The organism is Jatrophihabitans sp. (genome assembly GCA_036389035.1).
In the GTDB taxonomy this organism is placed as follows: Bacteria; Actinomycetota; Actinomycetes; order Mycobacteriales; family Jatrophihabitantaceae; genus Jatrophihabitans_A.
Genome location: DASVQQ010000011.1, coordinates 151,496 through 167,605, shown reverse-complemented (window position 1 = coordinate 167,605; position 16,110 = coordinate 151,496). Strand labels below are relative to the sequence as shown.

Genomic DNA, 16,110 nt, shown 5'->3' with positions numbered 1-16,110 from the left:
CAACCGCCGCGAGTGTGGGATTAAAGTTATACAGGGCTGGACGCGTCCGGCGACGAGGCCCAGTCCTACTGGCTCAGAACGGCCAAACCTAACATCGCCTTGCCGGTCGCTCAACCGGTTACTTGGTCAGCCCGCCGACGGTCCGGACTCGCCCAACTGGCTGGCGCTCTCCATCAACAGCAGGGCACCGTCATTGCCGCCGCGCTGGGGACCGGGGCCGGCCAGGGTGGTCACGGTGACCCGCAGCGACACCGGCCGGCCGCGCCGGTCGACGGCCTGCACGATCAGCTCGGCGCGCTCGCGCTCACCGCTGGCGACCTCGCGCGCCACCGTCCGCAGCTCGTCGGTGGGCAGTCCGATGTCGAGGTTGAGCAGGTGTTGACCCAACGTCTCATCCTCACGCAAGCCCCACAGCTCGTAGGCCTGGCGGTTCCAGGTGCGCACCGTCAGCTCGGGGCTGACCACGACCGCCGCGGCGGTCAGGCTGCTGAGCACCGATTCCATGAAGTGGTTCAGCGAGCTGATCTCGGCCGTCCGGGCCTGCAGTTCCTGGTTGATGACATGCAACTCGTCGTTGGTGGACTGCAGCTCCTCGTTGGTGGTCTCGAGTTCTTCGTTGGTGGACTGCAGCTCCTCGTTGGTGGTCTCCAGCTCCTCGATGGTGGACTGCAGCTCCTCGTTGGTGGTCTCGAGTTCCTCGTTGGTGGACTGCAGCTCCTCATAAGCCGTCTCGAGCTGGCGGTTGGTGGCTTCGAGGTCGTCGTTCAGCCGCCGGTACCGCGAGACGTCGTTGAACATCAACGACACCCCGAGCAGCCGGTTGGCGCCCCCGGTCAGCGGCAGCACCTGGATGTCGAGGAACGTCACCTCGGTGGGCGAGCGGTGCCACTCGATGCCACGCAGCCAGGCCGGCTGCCGTGAGGCGGCGACGCCGTCGATGTAGGAGCGCAGCTCGGCCGGCCGGTAGGAGATCTCCAGCTCGGAGAAGCTGCGGCCGACGTCGCGGACGCTGAGGCCGAAGGTGGCCCCGGCGGCGTGGTTGATCAGCTGGATCCGGTTGTCATGGTCGATCACGATGTGCGCGACCGGGCTGTTGAGGAATGCCTCGGAGGACAGCTGGCTGCGTTCGGTCGCCGCCTGACCGGCCGCGCTGCGCAGACTGTCCGCCACCGCGCGGGCTGTCGGCGACGACGTCCGCTTGCGGAAGAACCGGCGCTTGAGGTCGATCGGCTCGAAGGCGGCGCTGTGGTTGAGCAGCATCTCCGCCTTGCCGAGAAAGAGCACCCCCTGCGGTTTGAGCGCGAAAGCGAGCCGCGACACGATCCGGTTCTGGGTCTCGGCGTTGAAGTACATCAGCGCGTTGCGGCAGGCCAGCAGGTCGATCCGCGAGATCGGCGCGTCCTGCAACAAGTCGTTGCGGCCGAAGATCACGCTGCGCCGCAGGTCGGTGTCGAACTGGAACCGGGTGCCGGCCGGCTCGAAGTACCGCTGCCGGTAGCCGTCGGGCAGGCCCGCCAGCTCGCGCTCGGTATAGCTGGCCAACCGCGCGAAGCTCAGCGCCTCCTCATCGACGTCGGTGGCATAGATCTTGACCCGGGCCCGGAACTTCTCCCGCCCGAGCGCCTCGGCGAACAGCATCGCCAGGCTGTAGGCCTCCTGGCCCGAGGCGCAGGCCGCGCTCCACAGCCTGATCGGCTCGTCGCCGAGCTGGTCGAGCAGGCTCGGCACCAGGTCACTGGCCAGCAGGTCCCAGGCGTCGCGATCGCGGAAGAACCCAGTGACGTTGATCAGGATGGTGTTGAAGAGCTGGGTGAACTCCTCCGGATGCACCTGCAGGTAGTCGTGATACTGCTCGAAGTCGGTGATGGCGACCCGCTGCATCTGGTGCAGCACGCGGCGCACCAGGCTGGCCCGCTTGTAGCCGGTGAAATCGAAGCCCCGAACCTCTTTGAGGTAGTCCAGCAGCCGTTCGAAGGCCGGGCTGAGGGCATCGGCGTCCGTCCCGACGGCGTCGCCGCTGTCGGGAGGCTCGGGATGCTGGGAACCGGTCACTGACCTCAACCTAGTAGCCGTCGGCCTCGGCTGTCGGCACCTTGTCGGTTTCGGGCGCGGACTCCAGTAGCTGCCTGATCAACCTGGCGGCGTGGGTGGCGTCCTCGGCCTGGGCGGTGAACCGGCCGGCACTCAGCTGGCTGCCCCGGGTTTCGGCCCGGCTTGCCAGCTGCCGGGCCAGCGCCGCCTTCTCCTCCAGGCTGCGCAGCGCCATCCACAGCGCGCTCTCCAGCTGCAACGCCTGCTCGCCCAGCAGGCTCTCCGGCGACCAGGCATGCCCGACCCGGCAGCGATAGCGGGTCAGCCCGCCGTCGGGGATCTCGAACAGCGTGCCGGCGCAGTCCGGGCAGGAGAAACCGGACGGCGAGCCCGGCCGGTCGGGATTGTCGTAGGCCTCATCCGACAGGGTGGCCATCCCCAGCTCGGTGTCGATCAGGTCGGTGGAGCGGCCCTGGCTCTGGCCGGCTGGCTGGCTCTGTCCGGCGGGTGGGCTCCGCTGGACCGGTGGCCGGCCGGCCGGCTCCTCCCTGGCGGGCACCCGGCAGAGCTTGTCGATCAACCGGCCGAGTTCGGCGGCGCCGGCGACGTAGTCCGGGGTGAGGTGCGTCAGGACACTCTCAGGCATCGCCGAGTAGCTGGCATCGGAGGGGTCCTGCACCAGCACCAGACCGCCGTGCTGGCGGATCGCCACGGCTCCGGCGGTGCCGTCATCGAGCACCCCGGACAGCACCACGCTGATCACGCGGGCGCCGCGGGCCCGGGCCGCGGAGCGGAACAGCACGTCGACGGCCGGACGATGACCGTTCTCGCGCGCTCCCTTGGTCAGCAGCACCTGGGAGTCCTCGACGAACAGGTGGTGGTCGGGCGGGGCCACCAGGATCTGACCGGCGGCGGTGACGTCGCCCGATGCGGCGTGCCGAGCCTGCAACCTTCCGGCGCGATCGAGGATCGCCGGGAGCACGCTGCCGCCGTAGGACGGCACGTGCAGGACCACCAGCACCGCGGCCGGCAGGTCCTCAGGCAGCACCGACACCAGGGTCTTCAGTGCCTCGACGCCCCCTGCCGACGCGCCGATCACCACCAGGTCGTACGACATCATCGTCCTCTGGCTGACCGTTCGAGTGCGCTGTGCGGTGGGCACAGATCGCGGGCGCGTGTGTTCGCTGCGCCCATCCGATCATGTTCGCTGGTTTTCTGCCAGCAGCGTGCGGGCTGAATGCGCTCCCTCGTGGCGCCACGTCAGCCCACCTGTCGCCTTTCAGGCGTCGGATGTCTCTAGAGTGAAGCCGTAGCTAATCGGGGGATGACAGCAGACGCGGAGGAGGGGAAATGGTCGCCGAACCGGAGCTGAACCAGTTTCTTTCCGAGCTGACCGCCCGGCGGCGACTGCTGACGCTGGCCGGGACCACAGGCGCCACCTTCGACGCCGACGTGCTGGCCGAGCTGGCTGAGCTGGCCGAGCAGTTGGTGGTGGCCGACGCTGAGCTGCGAGCCCAGCACGAGGAGCTCGAGGCCGCCCGGGAGGCGCTGCTGCGCTCGCAGGTCAATTACGAGCGGTTGCTGGCCGAGACCAGCACGGCCTACCTGCTCACCGATCAGCACGGCATCGTGAAACAGCTCAATCCGGCCGCCGAGGCGCTGCTGGGCCAGTTGAAACCCAGGTACCGACGGCCGCTGGCCACCAAGTTCGCAGTCGAGGATCGCGGCCGTATTCGGACCGTGCTGTCGCAGCTCAAGCGCTCCGGCGGTGAACCGGCCACCTGCCGGGCGAAGCTGGTGCAGCCGGACGGCGGCCTGCTCGAGGTCGAGGTGACTGCCCGGCTGGTGGCCCAGCTGCAGCCGGAGGACGCCACCCTGAGCTGGCAACTGCGGCCGGTGCCGCAGGAGCCGCGGCATGGCCTGCGGAGCGTGCCGGCTGCCGATGGGCCCGACAGCCCCGACCCCGTCCCCGGCACTGCTGGGCCGGACCGCGCCGAGCCGGACCGCGCCGAGCCAGACCGCGCCGAGCCAGACCGCGCCGAGTCGGGCCGCGCCGAGCGGTCTACGGGTGGTGACGCGCCGGCCCGGCCATCGACGGGCCTGCTGTCCGAGCTGTCCCAGCTGGCGGCGGTGCTGGCCGGCCAGCAGAGCGCTCAGGAGGTGCTCGACCAGGCGGTGCAGGCAGCCAGCCACGCGGTGCCCGGGGCCGAGCAGGCAAGCATCTCGCTGGTCGACAAGGACGGCGGCCTGCGCACCCCGAGCTCGACCGGGGAGCTGGCGACCGAGTGCGACCTCGCCCAGTACCGGCTCGGTGAGGGGCCGTGCCTGCAGGCGCTGTGGGAAGGGCAGGTGCTGCGGATCGATGACATGAGCGCCGAGACCCGCTGGCCGGCTTGGACCGTCCAGGCTCAGGCTCTCGGCGCGGGCAGCCTGCTGGCCTGCCAGCTGGCCACTCCACGGGGGGTGCTCGGCGCGCTGAACCTGTACTCCAGCCAGCCGCACGCCTTCGACTCGACCGCGGCCGCGCTGGTCCCGGTGCTGGCGGCGCAGGTGGGCATCGCGCTGGCCCGGGTCAACAACGAGGCCAACCTGCAGGCGGCGATCCAGAGCCGGCAGCTGATCGGGCAGGCGGTCGGCATCCTGATGGAACGGCACCGGCTCGGGCCGACAGCCGCGTTCGACCTGCTGGTCAGCGCCTCGCAGTCCAGCCAGCTCAAGCTGCGTGAGGTGGCGCTGCGGGTGAACGAGACCGGCCAGGATCCGGCGGACGCGGTGCGCCGGTACTGAGCCATGCCAGCCACGCCGGTCGCCTATCGCCGCTGACCGCGAAGGCGAGCCCGCTATCGTCGCGGGATGGCAGTGACAGAACTGATCTTGGTCCGGCACGGTGAGAGCGTCGGCAACGTAGCCCGCGAAGAGGCCGAGTCGACGGGCGCGCTGTCGATCTCGATGCCCGTGCGCGATGCCGACGTGCCGCTGTCAGAGCTCGGCGTGCTGCAGGCCCGGGCGGTAGGTCGGTGGCTGGCCGAGGACCCGGGCCGGCGGCCCGACGCGGTCTGGACATCGCCCTACCTGCGGGCCCGGCACACCGCGCGGACGGCGCTGGCCGAACTGGCCGACCCACCGGCGCTGCGCCAGGACGAGCGGATCCGCGACCGTGAGCTCGGGGTGCTGGACCTGCTCACCAAGCGGGGCGTCGGCGACCGGTTTCCGGCTGAGGCACAGCGGCGCAGCTGGCTCGGCAAGTTCTACTACCGCCCGCCCGGCGGCGAGTCCTGGGCGGACCTGGTGTTGCGGATCAGGTCCTTCCTGGCTGATCTGGAACGCGGGCCGGGGCAGGGCCGGCACCTGATCGTCTCCCATGACGCGGTGATCCTGCTGTTCCGTTACGTCTGCGAGCAGCTCGACGAGGACCGGGTGTTCGAGATCGCCCGCAGCGGCTCGGTCACCAACGCCTCGGTGAGCAGGCTGGTCCGCCAGGATGGTGAGCCGGGCTGGCGAACCGCCCTTTACAACGACCATCAGCACCTGGAGGCCTACGGAGCCCCAGCCACCGAGCATCCGGGAGAGATCGATGCCGCCCGTTGAGACGATCCTGACGCCGACCGGCCTGCGCGACTGGCCGCTGCCGGTGCCCGAGGGGGACAAGAGCAGCCGGGGGCGGGTGCTCGTGATCGGCGGGGCCCGTACCGCGCCGGGTGCGGTGATGCTGGCCGGCCAGGCCGCGCTGCGGGTCGGCGCCGGGGTGCTGACCCTGGCCGTGGCCCAGTCGGTGGCCGGACCGGTGGCAGCCGCGGTGCCCGAATCGGCGGTGCTCTGGCTGCCCGAGACCGCATCGGGATCGGTGGCGGGTGGCTCGGTCGAGGTGATCCAGCGCGCGCTGGGCAGCGCGGCCGCGATCCTGATCGGACCCGGGCTCGATGACGTCGATGAGACCGCCGAGCTGATCACCGGCCTGGTGTCGGCCGCTCCGCAAGACCTGCCGATCGTGCTGGACGCCTATGCCATCGGCGCCCTGGGCCAGCTGCCGCGGCACGTCCTGACGGCGCTGCGCGGGCGGCTGGTGCTCACCCCCAACCACACCGAGCTGGAACGGCTCCTGGCGGCGGCCGGCGAGCAATCCGGCGGCGCGGACTCCGGCAACGCAGACTCCGGCAACGCAGACTCCGACAACGCAGACTCCGCGGCGTCGGACTCCGACGCCGCGGATGACCCGCAGCGCCGCCTCGCCGAGCACTACGAGGCGGTGCTCAGCAGCGACAACCGGATCGTCACGCCGGCCGGAAACCGCTGGCTGGCGCCGGCCGGCCATTCCGGATTGGGAACCTCGGGCAGCGGCGATGTGCTGGCCGGCGCGCTGGTCGGCCTGCTGGCCCGGGGCGTCGAGCTGGGTCAGGCGGCGTGCTGGGCCACCTACCTGCACGCCGCGGCGGGAGACCGGCTGGCCGCCCGGGTGGGTTCGCTGGGCTTTCTGGCCCGTGAGCTGCTCGATCAGCTGCCGCTGGTGCTCACCGAACTGCAGGCCTGAGCCACGCCCCGCATCTTCGGCGCCGCGTTGGATTAGCTTTCCAACCGGACCTCGGACACCGACTTGTCAGGCCGCAGCCCGCGCCACACCGGGTGCCGCAACCGGCCGTCGGGCGTCCACTCGCCGAAGGCGACCTCGGCGACCAGCTCGGGCCGGACCCACTGCGCGCCGACGGTGAAGGCCCGCGGCGGTGGGGCTGGCAGCGCGGGAGTCGGACGAGCCAGCGGCGTGAGCTGCCGGTGCAGGGCGTCCAGGGCCGCGTCGGTGAAGCCGGTCCCCACCTTGCCGGCGTAGCGCAGGCCGTTGGCCGCGGACTCCCCGTCATCGGGCACGCCGACCAGGATCGATCCGATGGTGCCGGCCCGCCGGCCATTGCCGGGCTGCCAGCCGAGCACGACGACCTCCTGGGTACGGAGGTTCTTGATCTTGCGCCAGTCGGGGGAACGCCGGCCCGGCCGGTAGGTGCTCGCCAGCCGCTTCGCCACCACGCCTTCCAGGCCCAGCTCTTGGCTGGCCTGCAGCACCATCGCCCCGTTGCCCGCGAAGTAGGCCGGGCACTGCCAGCTCGCGCCGTCGAGGTCCAGTCCCTCCAGCAGTTGCCGGCGCTGCCGGTAGGGCAGCCCGATGGTGGCGGAGCCGTCCAGGTGCAGCAGGTCGAAGATCAGGTACCGGGCCGGGTCGGTGCGGCTGAGGCGCTGCGCCTCGGCGGCCTGCCCGACGTGCATTCGCTTCTGCAACCGGGCGAAACTCGGCCTGCCGTCGGGGCCGAAGGCGACCACCTCGCCGTCCAGGACGATCTGGCCGTTACCCAGCCGCGAGCCCAGGTCTTCGAGCTCGGGGTAGCTGACGGTGATGTCGAGGTCGTTGCGCGAGCGCAGGTGGACCCGGCCGCCCTCGAGAAAGGCCAGCACCCGGACGCCGTCCCACTTGGTCTCATAGCCCCACTGCTCGTCCTCGGCGGGGGCGGGCAGGACGCCCGCGGTGGCCAGCATCGGCGTCAGCCCGGGCAGCGGCGGTCCGGAGCGCGCCGGCCGCCCGGCCGGCGATCCGGAACCGCGTTTCATCGCATCCTCCTGATGCCATCGTCGCCGACGCCAACTGTCGCCCCGACCGCAGGGGCACGGCCCGCAGGCACGCGGGTGCGAGCGGCCTGGACAACCACCCTGCCCGCGCGGCATCGCCACCATAGCCGAATCGTCTATTCCGGCCGCAGCGCCCCGGGCGCGACCCGCGCCGCAGCCGAGTCACTAGGTTGGAGGGGTAACCGTCGAATCTAGGAGGTCATCATGTGGGTCCTGCTGTCGTCCCGATTGCGTACCTGGCTGCTGCTCGCCATCGCGGTGCCGGCCTTTCGCGCGGCGCTACGACGCGCTTCGGCCTCCGCGGCCCGACGCGATCCCGCCTCGCCCACCGCTCGCCGGCTTAGCTCGCTGGACTCCGGGCTGTCCCGCTTCGACCGGCGGGACCGGCGCCGTCGCTGAGCTGAACCTGACAAGCCGTCGGCGCGGCTCGGCCGTCACCGTGACCCTGAGCTGACCCGGTTCGCCGGTCGCTGTCCGGCTGGGGCCGCCGTTCGCCGCATCCTGGAGCCTCCTCAAGCACGGCCACCACTGGTCCGTGCCGCTGCCGCTGGGCGTACCTCACCGACGTCTCAGCATTAGTGACAGACGGTAGCCGTATCGTCGCTAGTGCTGAACCGGGCAGGACATGAGGAGAGATAGCCAGTGACAAGGCCGACGCCAGCGGCCCGCCGCCTGCAGTCGTTGGCGGCGCAGGTTGTGGACGACGGGGTGCTGCTCGACCTCAGCGGCTTGTCCTGGCTCGACCCGTTGCACCTGGTCGGCGTCGCCGCCATCGCCCAGCTGGCCGCTGCCCGGGGTTCCCGGCTTCGGTTGAGCGGGCTGCGCCGCAACCAGGCCGGCTACGCCTCCCGGATGCATCTGGGGGCGATTGTCGAGCATTTCGGAGGCAGCCACGACCTGCCGGTGAACGAGCGCGAACTCGACCGCAGCGACAGCCTGCTCGAGGTCACCGAACTCGCCACCGGCAGCGACGTCCGCCAGCTCAGTGGCCTGGTCTATGACCGGATCGCCGGTCACGACGCCGAGATCGCCCACGCGCTGCACACCGCGTTGGCCGAGATCGGAGCCAACGTCTGCGAGCACTCGGGCACCGTCGGCTTCATGGCGGCCCAGACCCTGCCGTCGCAGGGGGTGCTGCGCTTCGCCGTCGCCGACGCCGGGATCGGCTTGTTGGGCACGCTGGTCAGCCAGGGCGCCGAGGACGATCGGATGGCCATCACCATGGCGCTGTCGGGCACCAGCAGGAAGCAGGGTCCCGGTCGCGGCACCGGATTGCCCACCGCGGTGAGCGTGGTGAGCCGGTTGGGCGGTGAGGTTTTGCTGGCCAGCGGGTCGGCCCTGGCCACCGCAAACTCCCGCGGCCGGCGGCACGCGGTGCTGCAGAACAGCTTCGTCGGAACGATGTTCGAGGGCTGGGTTCCGGTGAGCGGGGCCCGACACGGCAGTCCCACGCTGTACGACTGGGCTGGTTAGTGAAACAATGAGCGCTATCGTTGACGCCGGAACAACTGACATGCTAGGGCTGCCGGCAGGCTGGTGATGCTGACAAGCTAAGGGGGTAGTCGTGGGCGTTCGAACATTGCCGTTGCCGCGACTGGTAGCGGGTCGCGATTACGCCGATGACATGGTGAAGACGCTCGGGGCGGTAGGCGGGCAGGACGTGGTGGTCGATGCCACCAGGTTGCTGTCGGGCACGACCTCTTTCGCCTATCAGCTCATCGAGCGATTGCTGGCCGAGGAACACGCCAACTCGGTGCTGCTGGTCGGCGCGCCTGCCGACTTCGCCGAGTACGCCACCTCCGCCGCCCGTGAACTGCGCGTCACCGATCGTTTCGACCTAGCTGAAGAGCTTCCCCGGGCCGCTGCCGCCAGCTGAGCCCGCGGACCCAGGCCGGTGAGCCACCGGCGAGTTGAGCCCCCGCGCACCCAGGCCGGTGAGCCACCGGCGAGCTGAGCCCCGCGCACTCTCAGGCCGGTGAGCCACCGGCAGTGCTCACTTGCGCGTGGGCTTTGCCGACACGCCGTCCTTGCTCCGCAACGCGCTGCCGATCGCGGCGTTCAAATCCTGCCACTGCTGCTGCTCCTGAGCCGCGGTGACCTCCGCCGAGCTGATGAAGCTGACCTCCGCCGCTGACCGCCAACGCTGTGCGGCCGCCGTCACCGCCGGATCGTCCACCCGGCTGAGCGTCACCTCGAGCAGGGCTCGGGCGTCGGTGTAGCGACGCTCAGCCTGCTCCAGCCCGGGCGAGGGCTGGCCGGCCCGGGCACGGCTGATCGCCCCGTAGTCCGAAACCCGACCGCGCAGGGCGAGCGCGGCGTCCTGGGCGTCGGTCAGCGCGGCGCGGCGGCGCTGGTAGCGGCGGGAGTTGCTTTCCCGGACGCTCAGCGCGACCTGGGTGCCGATCGCGATCAGCAGCGAGATGACCGCCGCGCCGACGGCGCCGGCCAGCGTGAGCGAGGTCGTGGACTCCGCGGCCGCCCGCAGCGCCGAGGTCACTGACCGGCGGCGCGGCGGCCTTCGGCCGGCTTGGTCGCGCGCTCGGCCGGGCTGGCGGCCAGCAGTGGGCGTGCCGCGTTGGCGTCGGCGACCTCGATGAGCTTGAGGTCGGCTTGCACGCCGAGGATGGCCGCCTCGATGGTGAGCGCGGCCAACGGCTCGTCCTTGTGCTGGCGGCGCAGCGCTCGCAGGGTCTGCAGTTCAGCCATCCGGGCTTCGCGTTGGGTGCGGCAGACCTCGTGCACCTGTTCCTCGCTGCGCCGGCCGGCGGCCAGCACCTTGAGGATGAAGTCGTCCCGATAACCCGCGGTCCGGGTGGTGGGCTCGGCCAGCCAACCGTCGAGTTCACGCCGTCCGGCGGCAGTGATTTTGTATACAGTGCGGTCCGGTCGGACGTCCTGGGACACAGTCCGCGAAGTCACGAGGCCGTCCCGGCTCAGCCGCTCCAGGATTTGGTACACATGGCCGATATTGAGCCCACCCCATTGTGGCCCGACCGCTTTCTCGAAATTCGTCTTAATCTCATAGCCGTAGCTCGGTCCATCGGCGAGAAAGGACAACACCGCGTGTTGGATAGCCACGCGGACCACTATAGGGGCAACGGTTTGTCCCTGAGGGCTACTGGCGAAGACCCGATCGTGTCAGCTGACAGGAGCATGATGGGGGGATGGAGGCACCAGCCGGTACATCCACCCCAGCGCGGGCGGGCGCGCGCGTCGAACTGGTGTCGGTGACCAAGACCCGACGGCAGGGACGGGCCACCGTGACCTCGCTCGCTGACGTCTCACTCACCATCTCACCGGGTGAAATCGTTGCAGTCACCGGCCCTTCCGGCGCGGGAAAGTCGAGCCTGCTTCAACTGATCGGCGGCCTCGACATTCCGGATACTGGCCGCATCCTTGTCGATGGCATCGACATTGCAGAGCTGTCCGGCAGGCATTCGGCCTACTTCCGCGGCAGTGTCGGGTTTGTCTTTCAGCGCTATCACCTACTACGCAACCTTTCGGCACTGGACAACGTCATAACTCCCGTACTGCCACTACGGGTCGACTTTGACAAACAGCAGCGAGGTCATGAGTTGCTGGCGGCTGTCGGGCTGGCCGACCAGGCCGCCGTCCCCGCCCGCGAGCTCTCGGGCGGTCAGCAGCAACGGGTGGCCATCGCCCGGGCGCTGGTGAACCGGCCACGGCTGCTGCTGGCTGATGAGCCGACCGGCAACCTCGACTCCCGGACCGGTGAGGAGATCTTGGACCTGCTGACCGAGCTGCAGGCCGAGCACGGCATCACGATGCTGCTGGCCACCCACGATTCGACGGTCGCCAGCCAGTGCCAGCGGCTAGTGGGGTTGCGTGACGGCCGAGTGGTCAGTGATCGCGAGTTGCACGGAGCCGACCCGGACAGCACGCTGCGCCGGATCAGCGGGCCGGGCTGATCCGCTCCCGGCTGTCCTCCCGCGGCAGCCCGACCGGGCTGACCCGGTCTTGGCTGTCCCCACCCGCGGCTGCCGAACGGGGCTCCTCGGTTGCCGGCCGGGATCCCCGCGCGGCAGCCGACCCTAGCCTGGCCCGGCAGGCCTGTTCAGTAGCTGATGGGCTCACCGTGAGTGACGATCGAACCCGTAGCCTGCTGTGCCGTGGTGAGCCGCACATCGCGCGATGTCAAACACGACCAAATAAATTGTGACAAGTCAGCTTGACCTGATGTAGTTCAGTGCCTACCGTCTAATAGACGGATTGCCCTACTACAGCAAGGGATTCGTCCATGACCACTCTGCTTGATCGGATCACGAAGGCCTTGTCAGGGTGGCTCAAGCGCAGCCTTCCGCAAAGGGTCACCGGCTGCGCCCCAGATCCTTTCACGCAGTGTGAATGCAACAACTATGACCAGTACGTGTGTCGTGACTGCCACCACTCGGGTCCGACCTGCGGCGTGGTCTGCGGCAATTGGGGGAATCCCATCCGTAGCTGCTGACGTAGCTGCTGACGTCTGGGCGTGTCGACCACGGGGGGAAGTGCAGTGTTCAGTTATGCCTTGATGACCATCAGATGCTTGCTGGTGCTGGTGCTTGCCGTTGCCGCGATCGGCAAGGTGCGCAATCGCTCGGAGCTGGACGAGTTCGGCCGGACTCTGCGGCTCGGTCTGAAGCTGCCCCAGGCCCGACTGGTGGCTGGCGCCTGGGTCGCGGTCGAGGGACTCACCGCGCTCGGGTTGGCGCTACCGCTGACCGTCCAGTACGCCGCCGTAGGGGCCGCGCTCGTGTTCGGGTGCCTCACTGTCGGCGCCGCGGCGCTGGTGACTCAGCGGCAGGAGTTCACCTGCAACTGCTTCGGCGCCGGGCACTCGCCGCTCAGCCGTCGGACCGTGCTGCGCAATGGCGCGCTGACCGGCGCCGCGCTGCTGTTGGCGGTGGGCCTGCGGTCCTCGGCAGCGGCAACTTCGGCCCCGGTGGTGCTGGCCGCGGTTCTCACCGTTCTGGTGGGCGCGTTGCTGGTGGGCCAGGCACGGTCTCTGCGCGCCCTGTTCGGGCGATTTTCCGGCCAATCCCTGGGCACCCCACCCATGCCGCCGAGTTCGGCGCTGCCCGTCGGCGGTCGACGATGACGATCACCACAGTCCTGGTGATGTACGCGTCGCTGGTGGCCACCCTGGCGCTGGGCATCTCGCTGCTGATCCTGCGCGCGCTGCCCCTCGATTCCCTGGCGTCTGCCGAGGGTGACGCCCTCGCCCGGCAGGACAGCGGCCCCGACATGGGTAGCCTGGCGCCGCCGTGCACCGCCCGGACCAACACCGGCGCTCTATTCGACACGGCTGACCTGGTCGGCAGCAACTACCTGCTGACCTTTCTCTCCAGCAACTGTCCAGGCTGCCTGACCGCGGTGCCCGCCCTGGTCGGCTACGCCGGACAGCTGGGGGACTCGCAACATCTGGTGACCGTGATCGTCGGCGATTCCCCGCGCAGGGCCGAGCTCGAGCAACGGCTGGCTGCGATCGCCACGGTCATCTGCGAGCCGGAGGCAGGACCGATCGCCGCCACCTACCGCATCACGGTGTTCCCGAGCTACCTGCTCATCTCCGAGACCGGAGAGGTGCTGGCCACCGGTCAGTCGGTGCACGACCTGCCGCAACCGCAACGACAGTGACATCGCAGGGCAAAACCGGCCACACTAAGCAGATGAACGCCGCCCACGGCTGCTTCCGGCCGTGATCCACCTGCTGCTCGTGCGGCTGCGGGTCAACTGGTTGCGGGTGACCGCGTTGGTACTGGGCGTCGCGGCGGCCACCACCTCGTTCATCGTGCTCACCGGGCAGGTCGCCGAGCAACGGCTGGAACTGCGTGGCCGGGTCAGCGCCCCGGACAGACCCAGTTACGACATCCTGGTGCGGCCGGCGAACTCCCGGACCGAGACGGAGCGGAACCAGGCACTGGTACGCCCCAACTTCCTGGCCGGCCAGTTCGGCGGCATCACCCTGCGGCAATGGCGTGAGATCCAGCGACTGGACGGTGTGGAGGTGGCAGCCCCCATCGCCATGGTCGGCTACCTCATGCAGCGCGTGGAGATTCCGATCGATCTCACCGAGCACCTCACCTCGGACGGCCCGCAGCTGTTCACAGCCTCGATAAACCGGCACACGGCACGGGGGCTGAGCGTGTTCGACCGGCAGGACATCAGCTTCAGCTATGTCACCCCCGAGCCGGTGGGGCTCGGAGGGACGCCGGACGACCTCAGCATGTACGGCGTCGCCATCGTGGGGCCTGACGGTCGAAGGCTGCGGCTGGTCTGCCCGACTCGGCCGCCGGCGACCGGCGGACCGTTCGAGGCGCGCAACCAGCGCAACGGCACCTGCTGGTCGCGGACGAACGGCCGCAACGGCCAAGGCTTCATCGGGCTACCCGAGGGGCATGCCGGACTCATCGTGCGGTGGAACTTCCCGTTTCTGCTCGCAGCGGTCGATCCCGAGCAAGAGGCCAAGCTGGCCGGGCTGGATCGGGCGGTGACCCGCGGCCGCTACCTGCCTCAGACGTGGGCAGGGGTGGGACCGGATCGGCGCACCGTGCCCGTCCTGATGGCCGAGCAGGCCGGCCTCGACATCCTGGACGAGGTCAGCATCCAGCGGCTCTCGCCGGCGGCGGCCGCCCAGTTCGGCGCCGGCCTCACGTCCGCCCAGCTGGACGCGCTGGTGGAGCGCGAAGGCGGGGAGAGGGTCCCGGGCGCCCGCATCACCGCCCAGGGGGCTTACCAGCGCATGCTGTCGGACCGGCTGCGGTCGGGCAGCCCTGATCTGCTCGTGGACAGCTACTGGACCAGCGATCCGGTGGACTATGACACCGAGCCGGACGGGTCGTTGCGGCCGCGGCCGGTCATCAACCCCCCGAGTGTCTGGGAGGCGCCGGTGAACGGCACCGGCTACGTCGCGGTGCCCCCGGAGGCGGCCGACACCGCATTTCGCCGACTCCATCACCATCCGGTGCTGCCCGTCGCCGAGGATCAGCCCGGGGCGTGGCTGAGAGTCATCGGCGCCTTCGACCAGTCCCGGCTGACCGAGGGCTCGACCCAGGCGTTGGGCGGGTACCGCACCGAGCCGCTGGCGCCGGCTGACCCGGCCAGCAGCGCGCACCTGAGGGGCCAGCCGCTGCTGCCGGACAGCAATTTCGCCGGTTACCTGCTGCCCGCGCCGACCATGCTGACCTCGCTCGAGGCGGCGGCGCTGTTCACCGACTCCTCCGTCTTCACCGACGTCAGCGACGCCAAGCCGATCAGCGCGATCAAGGTTCGGGTGGCGGGGGTGCGCGGCGTGGACCCGGTGAGCCGGGAGCGGGTTCGGCTGGTAGCCGAGGCGGTGGCGAGCGCGACCGGCCTGGACGTCGATGTCACGGTCGGCAGCTCGCCGACCAGCCGCCGGATCCTGCTGCCGGCGGGCTCGGCGGGCTCGGTCAACCGGCCGGAGCTGCTGCTGAGTGAGCAGTGGCAGCGCAAGGGCGTGGTGGTGACGGTGCTGCGCGCGGTCGACCGCAAGAGCCTGCTGCTGTTCGTCCTGGTGCTGGTGGTCTGCGGAGTGTTCATCGCCAATGCCGCGGCGGCCGCGGCCCGCTCACCCCGGATGGAGCTGTCGACGCTGAGCTGCCTGGGCTGGTCCCGCGGCCAGCTGATGAGGCTGCTGCTGGGAGAGATGGCGGTGGTCGGCGCCAGCGCCGGCCTGATCGGTGCGCTGGCGGCGTTGGCCGGCGCCCAGGCGCTTGACGTGCCGGTGAGCACCGGCCGGGCCCTGGCCGCGGTGCCGGCGGCGTTGGCCGTCACGCTGCTGGCCGCCGCCTGGCCGGTGTGGCGGGCGTCGCTGCCGACGCCGCTGCCGGGCAAGTCCTCGACCGGCTGGCCGCGACCGGTCCGCGGTGGGGGTGGCCGTGGCGGTGGCTCGGTGGGTGGGCCGCTGCGGCTGGCGTACCGGAACCTGCGCGGTGACTCTGCGCGAACCGGCCTGGCAATGACCGCGGTCGCCGTCGGCTCGGCCGGCCTGACGGGCTTGCTGGCCATCACGGTGGCCTTTCGCGGCAGCGTGGTGGGCAGCCTGCTCGGGGACGCGATCTCGTTGCAGGCCCGCCGGGTCGACTACCTCGCGGTCAGCATCACGTTGCTGCTGGCCGCGATCGCTGTTGCCGACGTCAGCTACCTCAACATCCGCGAGCGTCGCGAGGATCTGGCGTTGCTGCGGGCGGTCGGCTGGACGAGTTCCCAGCTCGGCCGGTTGATCACCGTCGAAGGCCTGCTGATCGGGCTGGCCGGTTCGGGGGCCGGCGCCCTGCTCGGTCTGACGGTGACCGCGCTGCTGGCCGGCTCGGTGCCGAGCAGCCTGTGGTTGCTGGCCGGGCTCACCGCGCTGACCGGCACCGTGATCAGCGTGCTGGCGACCTTGCTGACCGCGCTGAGCTTGCCGTGGCTGGTGCGGGCGCCCTCGCTGACCGAGGACTGATCCTG

At 70.2% G+C, this 16,110-nt stretch carries 15 protein-coding genes; 10 read left to right on the top strand and 5 right to left on the bottom strand.

The features are described 5' to 3' along the window. Positions 1-126: 126 nt before the first annotated feature. On the bottom strand, positions 127-2,052 hold the full coding sequence (locus VF557_08600) for a CheR family methyltransferase (protein HEX8080255.1): 1,926 nt from the start codon (positions 2,050-2,052) through the stop codon (positions 127-129). Between the two features lie 10 nt (positions 2,053-2,062). Beyond that, a complete protein-coding gene (locus tag VF557_08595) occupies positions 2,063-3,151 on the bottom strand; it encodes a chemotaxis protein CheB (GenBank protein HEX8080254.1) in 1,089 nt (362 codons plus the stop codon). Between the two features lie 230 nt (positions 3,152-3,381). Here VF557_08595 and VF557_08590 point away from each other — a divergent pair, with 230 nt between their 5' ends. The 3 genes from VF557_08590 to VF557_08580 all read left to right on the top strand — a co-directional run bounded on the left by VF557_08590 (position 3,382) and on the right by VF557_08580 (position 6,559). Next, positions 3,382-4,818, top strand: a complete 1,437-nt coding sequence (locus VF557_08590) for a GAF domain-containing protein (protein HEX8080253.1) — start codon at positions 3,382-3,384, stop codon at positions 4,816-4,818. 66 nt (positions 4,819-4,884) lie between these two features. After that, positions 4,885-5,619 carry a histidine phosphatase family protein gene (locus VF557_08585; GenBank protein ID HEX8080252.1) on the top strand — a complete coding sequence of 245 codons (735 nt, stop codon included), beginning with the start codon at positions 4,885-4,887 and terminating at the stop codon, positions 5,617-5,619. Beyond that, positions 5,606-6,559 carry an NAD(P)H-hydrate dehydratase gene (locus VF557_08580; protein HEX8080251.1) on the top strand — a complete coding sequence of 318 codons (954 nt, stop codon included), beginning with the start codon at positions 5,606-5,608 and terminating at the stop codon, positions 6,557-6,559. Before VF557_08585 ends, VF557_08580 begins: the two co-directional genes overlap by 14 nt. A gap of 32 nt (positions 6,560-6,591) precedes the next feature. Here the strand turns inward: VF557_08580 and ligD are convergent, their stop codons facing one another. Then, positions 6,592-7,623: a non-homologous end-joining DNA ligase gene (gene ligD / locus VF557_08575; protein HEX8080250.1), complete on the bottom strand. Its 1,032-nt coding sequence runs from the start codon at positions 7,621-7,623 to the stop codon at positions 6,592-6,594. A gap of 222 nt (positions 7,624-7,845) precedes the next feature. On the opposite strand from ligD, the gene VF557_08570 reads away from it, so the two are divergent. The 3 genes from VF557_08570 (at position 7,846) to VF557_08560 (ending at position 9,517) form a co-directional block, all read left to right on the top strand. Continuing rightward, positions 7,846-8,040, top strand: a complete 195-nt coding sequence (locus VF557_08570; protein HEX8080249.1) for a hypothetical protein — start codon at positions 7,846-7,848, stop codon at positions 8,038-8,040. A gap of 243 nt (positions 8,041-8,283) precedes the next feature. Beyond that, positions 8,284-9,114 (top strand): ATP-binding protein, encoded by an 831-nt coding sequence (locus tag VF557_08565; protein HEX8080248.1) that lies wholly within the window; start codon positions 8,284-8,286, stop codon positions 9,112-9,114. 91 nt (positions 9,115-9,205) lie between these two features. After that, on the top strand, positions 9,206-9,517 hold the full coding sequence (locus VF557_08560) for a hypothetical protein (GenBank protein HEX8080247.1): 312 nt from the start codon (positions 9,206-9,208) through the stop codon (positions 9,515-9,517). Positions 9,518-9,634: 117 nt separating this feature from the next. Here VF557_08560 and VF557_08555 read toward each other — a convergent pair whose 3' ends face one another. After that, complete coding sequence (locus VF557_08555) at positions 9,635-10,138, bottom strand: hypothetical protein (protein HEX8080246.1); 504 nt, start codon at positions 10,136-10,138, stop codon at positions 9,635-9,637. Further along, positions 10,135-10,719 carry a PadR family transcriptional regulator gene (locus VF557_08550; GenBank protein ID HEX8080245.1) on the bottom strand — a complete coding sequence of 195 codons (585 nt, stop codon included), beginning with the start codon at positions 10,717-10,719 and terminating at the stop codon, positions 10,135-10,137. The genes VF557_08555 and VF557_08550 overlap by 4 nt, the downstream gene beginning before the upstream one ends. 149 nt (positions 10,720-10,868) lie before the next feature. On the opposite strand from VF557_08550, the gene VF557_08545 reads away from it, so the two are divergent. The 4 genes from VF557_08545 to VF557_08530 all read left to right on the top strand — a co-directional run bounded on the left by VF557_08545 (position 10,869) and on the right by VF557_08530 (position 16,105). Then, on the top strand, positions 10,869-11,570 hold the full coding sequence (locus VF557_08545; protein HEX8080244.1) for an ABC transporter ATP-binding protein: 702 nt from the start codon (positions 10,869-10,871) through the stop codon (positions 11,568-11,570). Between the two features lie 602 nt (positions 11,571-12,172). Continuing rightward, a complete protein-coding gene (locus VF557_08540; GenBank protein HEX8080243.1) occupies positions 12,173-12,739 on the top strand; it encodes a MauE/DoxX family redox-associated membrane protein in 567 nt (188 codons plus the stop codon). Beyond that, positions 12,736-13,278 (top strand): hypothetical protein, encoded by a 543-nt coding sequence (locus VF557_08535; protein ID HEX8080242.1) that lies wholly within the window; start codon positions 12,736-12,738, stop codon positions 13,276-13,278. The genes VF557_08540 and VF557_08535 overlap by 4 nt, the downstream gene beginning before the upstream one ends. A 61-nt stretch (positions 13,279-13,339) precedes the next feature. Then, on the top strand, positions 13,340-16,105 hold the full coding sequence (locus tag VF557_08530; protein HEX8080241.1) for an ABC transporter permease: 2,766 nt from the start codon (positions 13,340-13,342) through the stop codon (positions 16,103-16,105). Positions 16,106-16,110 lie beyond the last annotated feature (5 nt).

What these genes read in the sequence shown, in the direction of transcription:
- VF557_08595 (HEX8080254.1), bottom strand. Translation starts at nt 3,151, where the DNA reads ATGATGTCGTACGACCTGGTGGTGATCGGCGCGTCGGCAGGGGGCGTC.
- VF557_08590 (HEX8080253.1), top strand. Translation starts at nt 3,382, where the DNA reads ATGGTCGCCGAACCGGAGCTGAACCAGTTTCTTTCCGAGCTGACCGCC.
- VF557_08585 (HEX8080252.1), top strand. Translation starts at nt 4,885, where the DNA reads ATGGCAGTGACAGAACTGATCTTGGTCCGGCACGGTGAGAGCGTCGGC.
- VF557_08580 (HEX8080251.1), top strand. Translation starts at nt 5,606, where the DNA reads ATGCCGCCCGTTGAGACGATCCTGACGCCGACCGGCCTGCGCGACTGG.
- ligD (HEX8080250.1), bottom strand. Translation starts at nt 7,623, where the DNA reads ATGAAACGCGGTTCCGGATCGCCGGCCGGGCGGCCGGCGCGCTCCGGA.
- VF557_08570 (HEX8080249.1), top strand. Translation starts at nt 7,846, where the DNA reads ATGTGGGTCCTGCTGTCGTCCCGATTGCGTACCTGGCTGCTGCTCGCC.
- VF557_08540 (HEX8080243.1), top strand. Translation starts at nt 12,173, where the DNA reads ATGACCATCAGATGCTTGCTGGTGCTGGTGCTTGCCGTTGCCGCGATC.
- VF557_08535 (HEX8080242.1), top strand. Translation starts at nt 12,736, where the DNA reads ATGACGATCACCACAGTCCTGGTGATGTACGCGTCGCTGGTGGCCACC.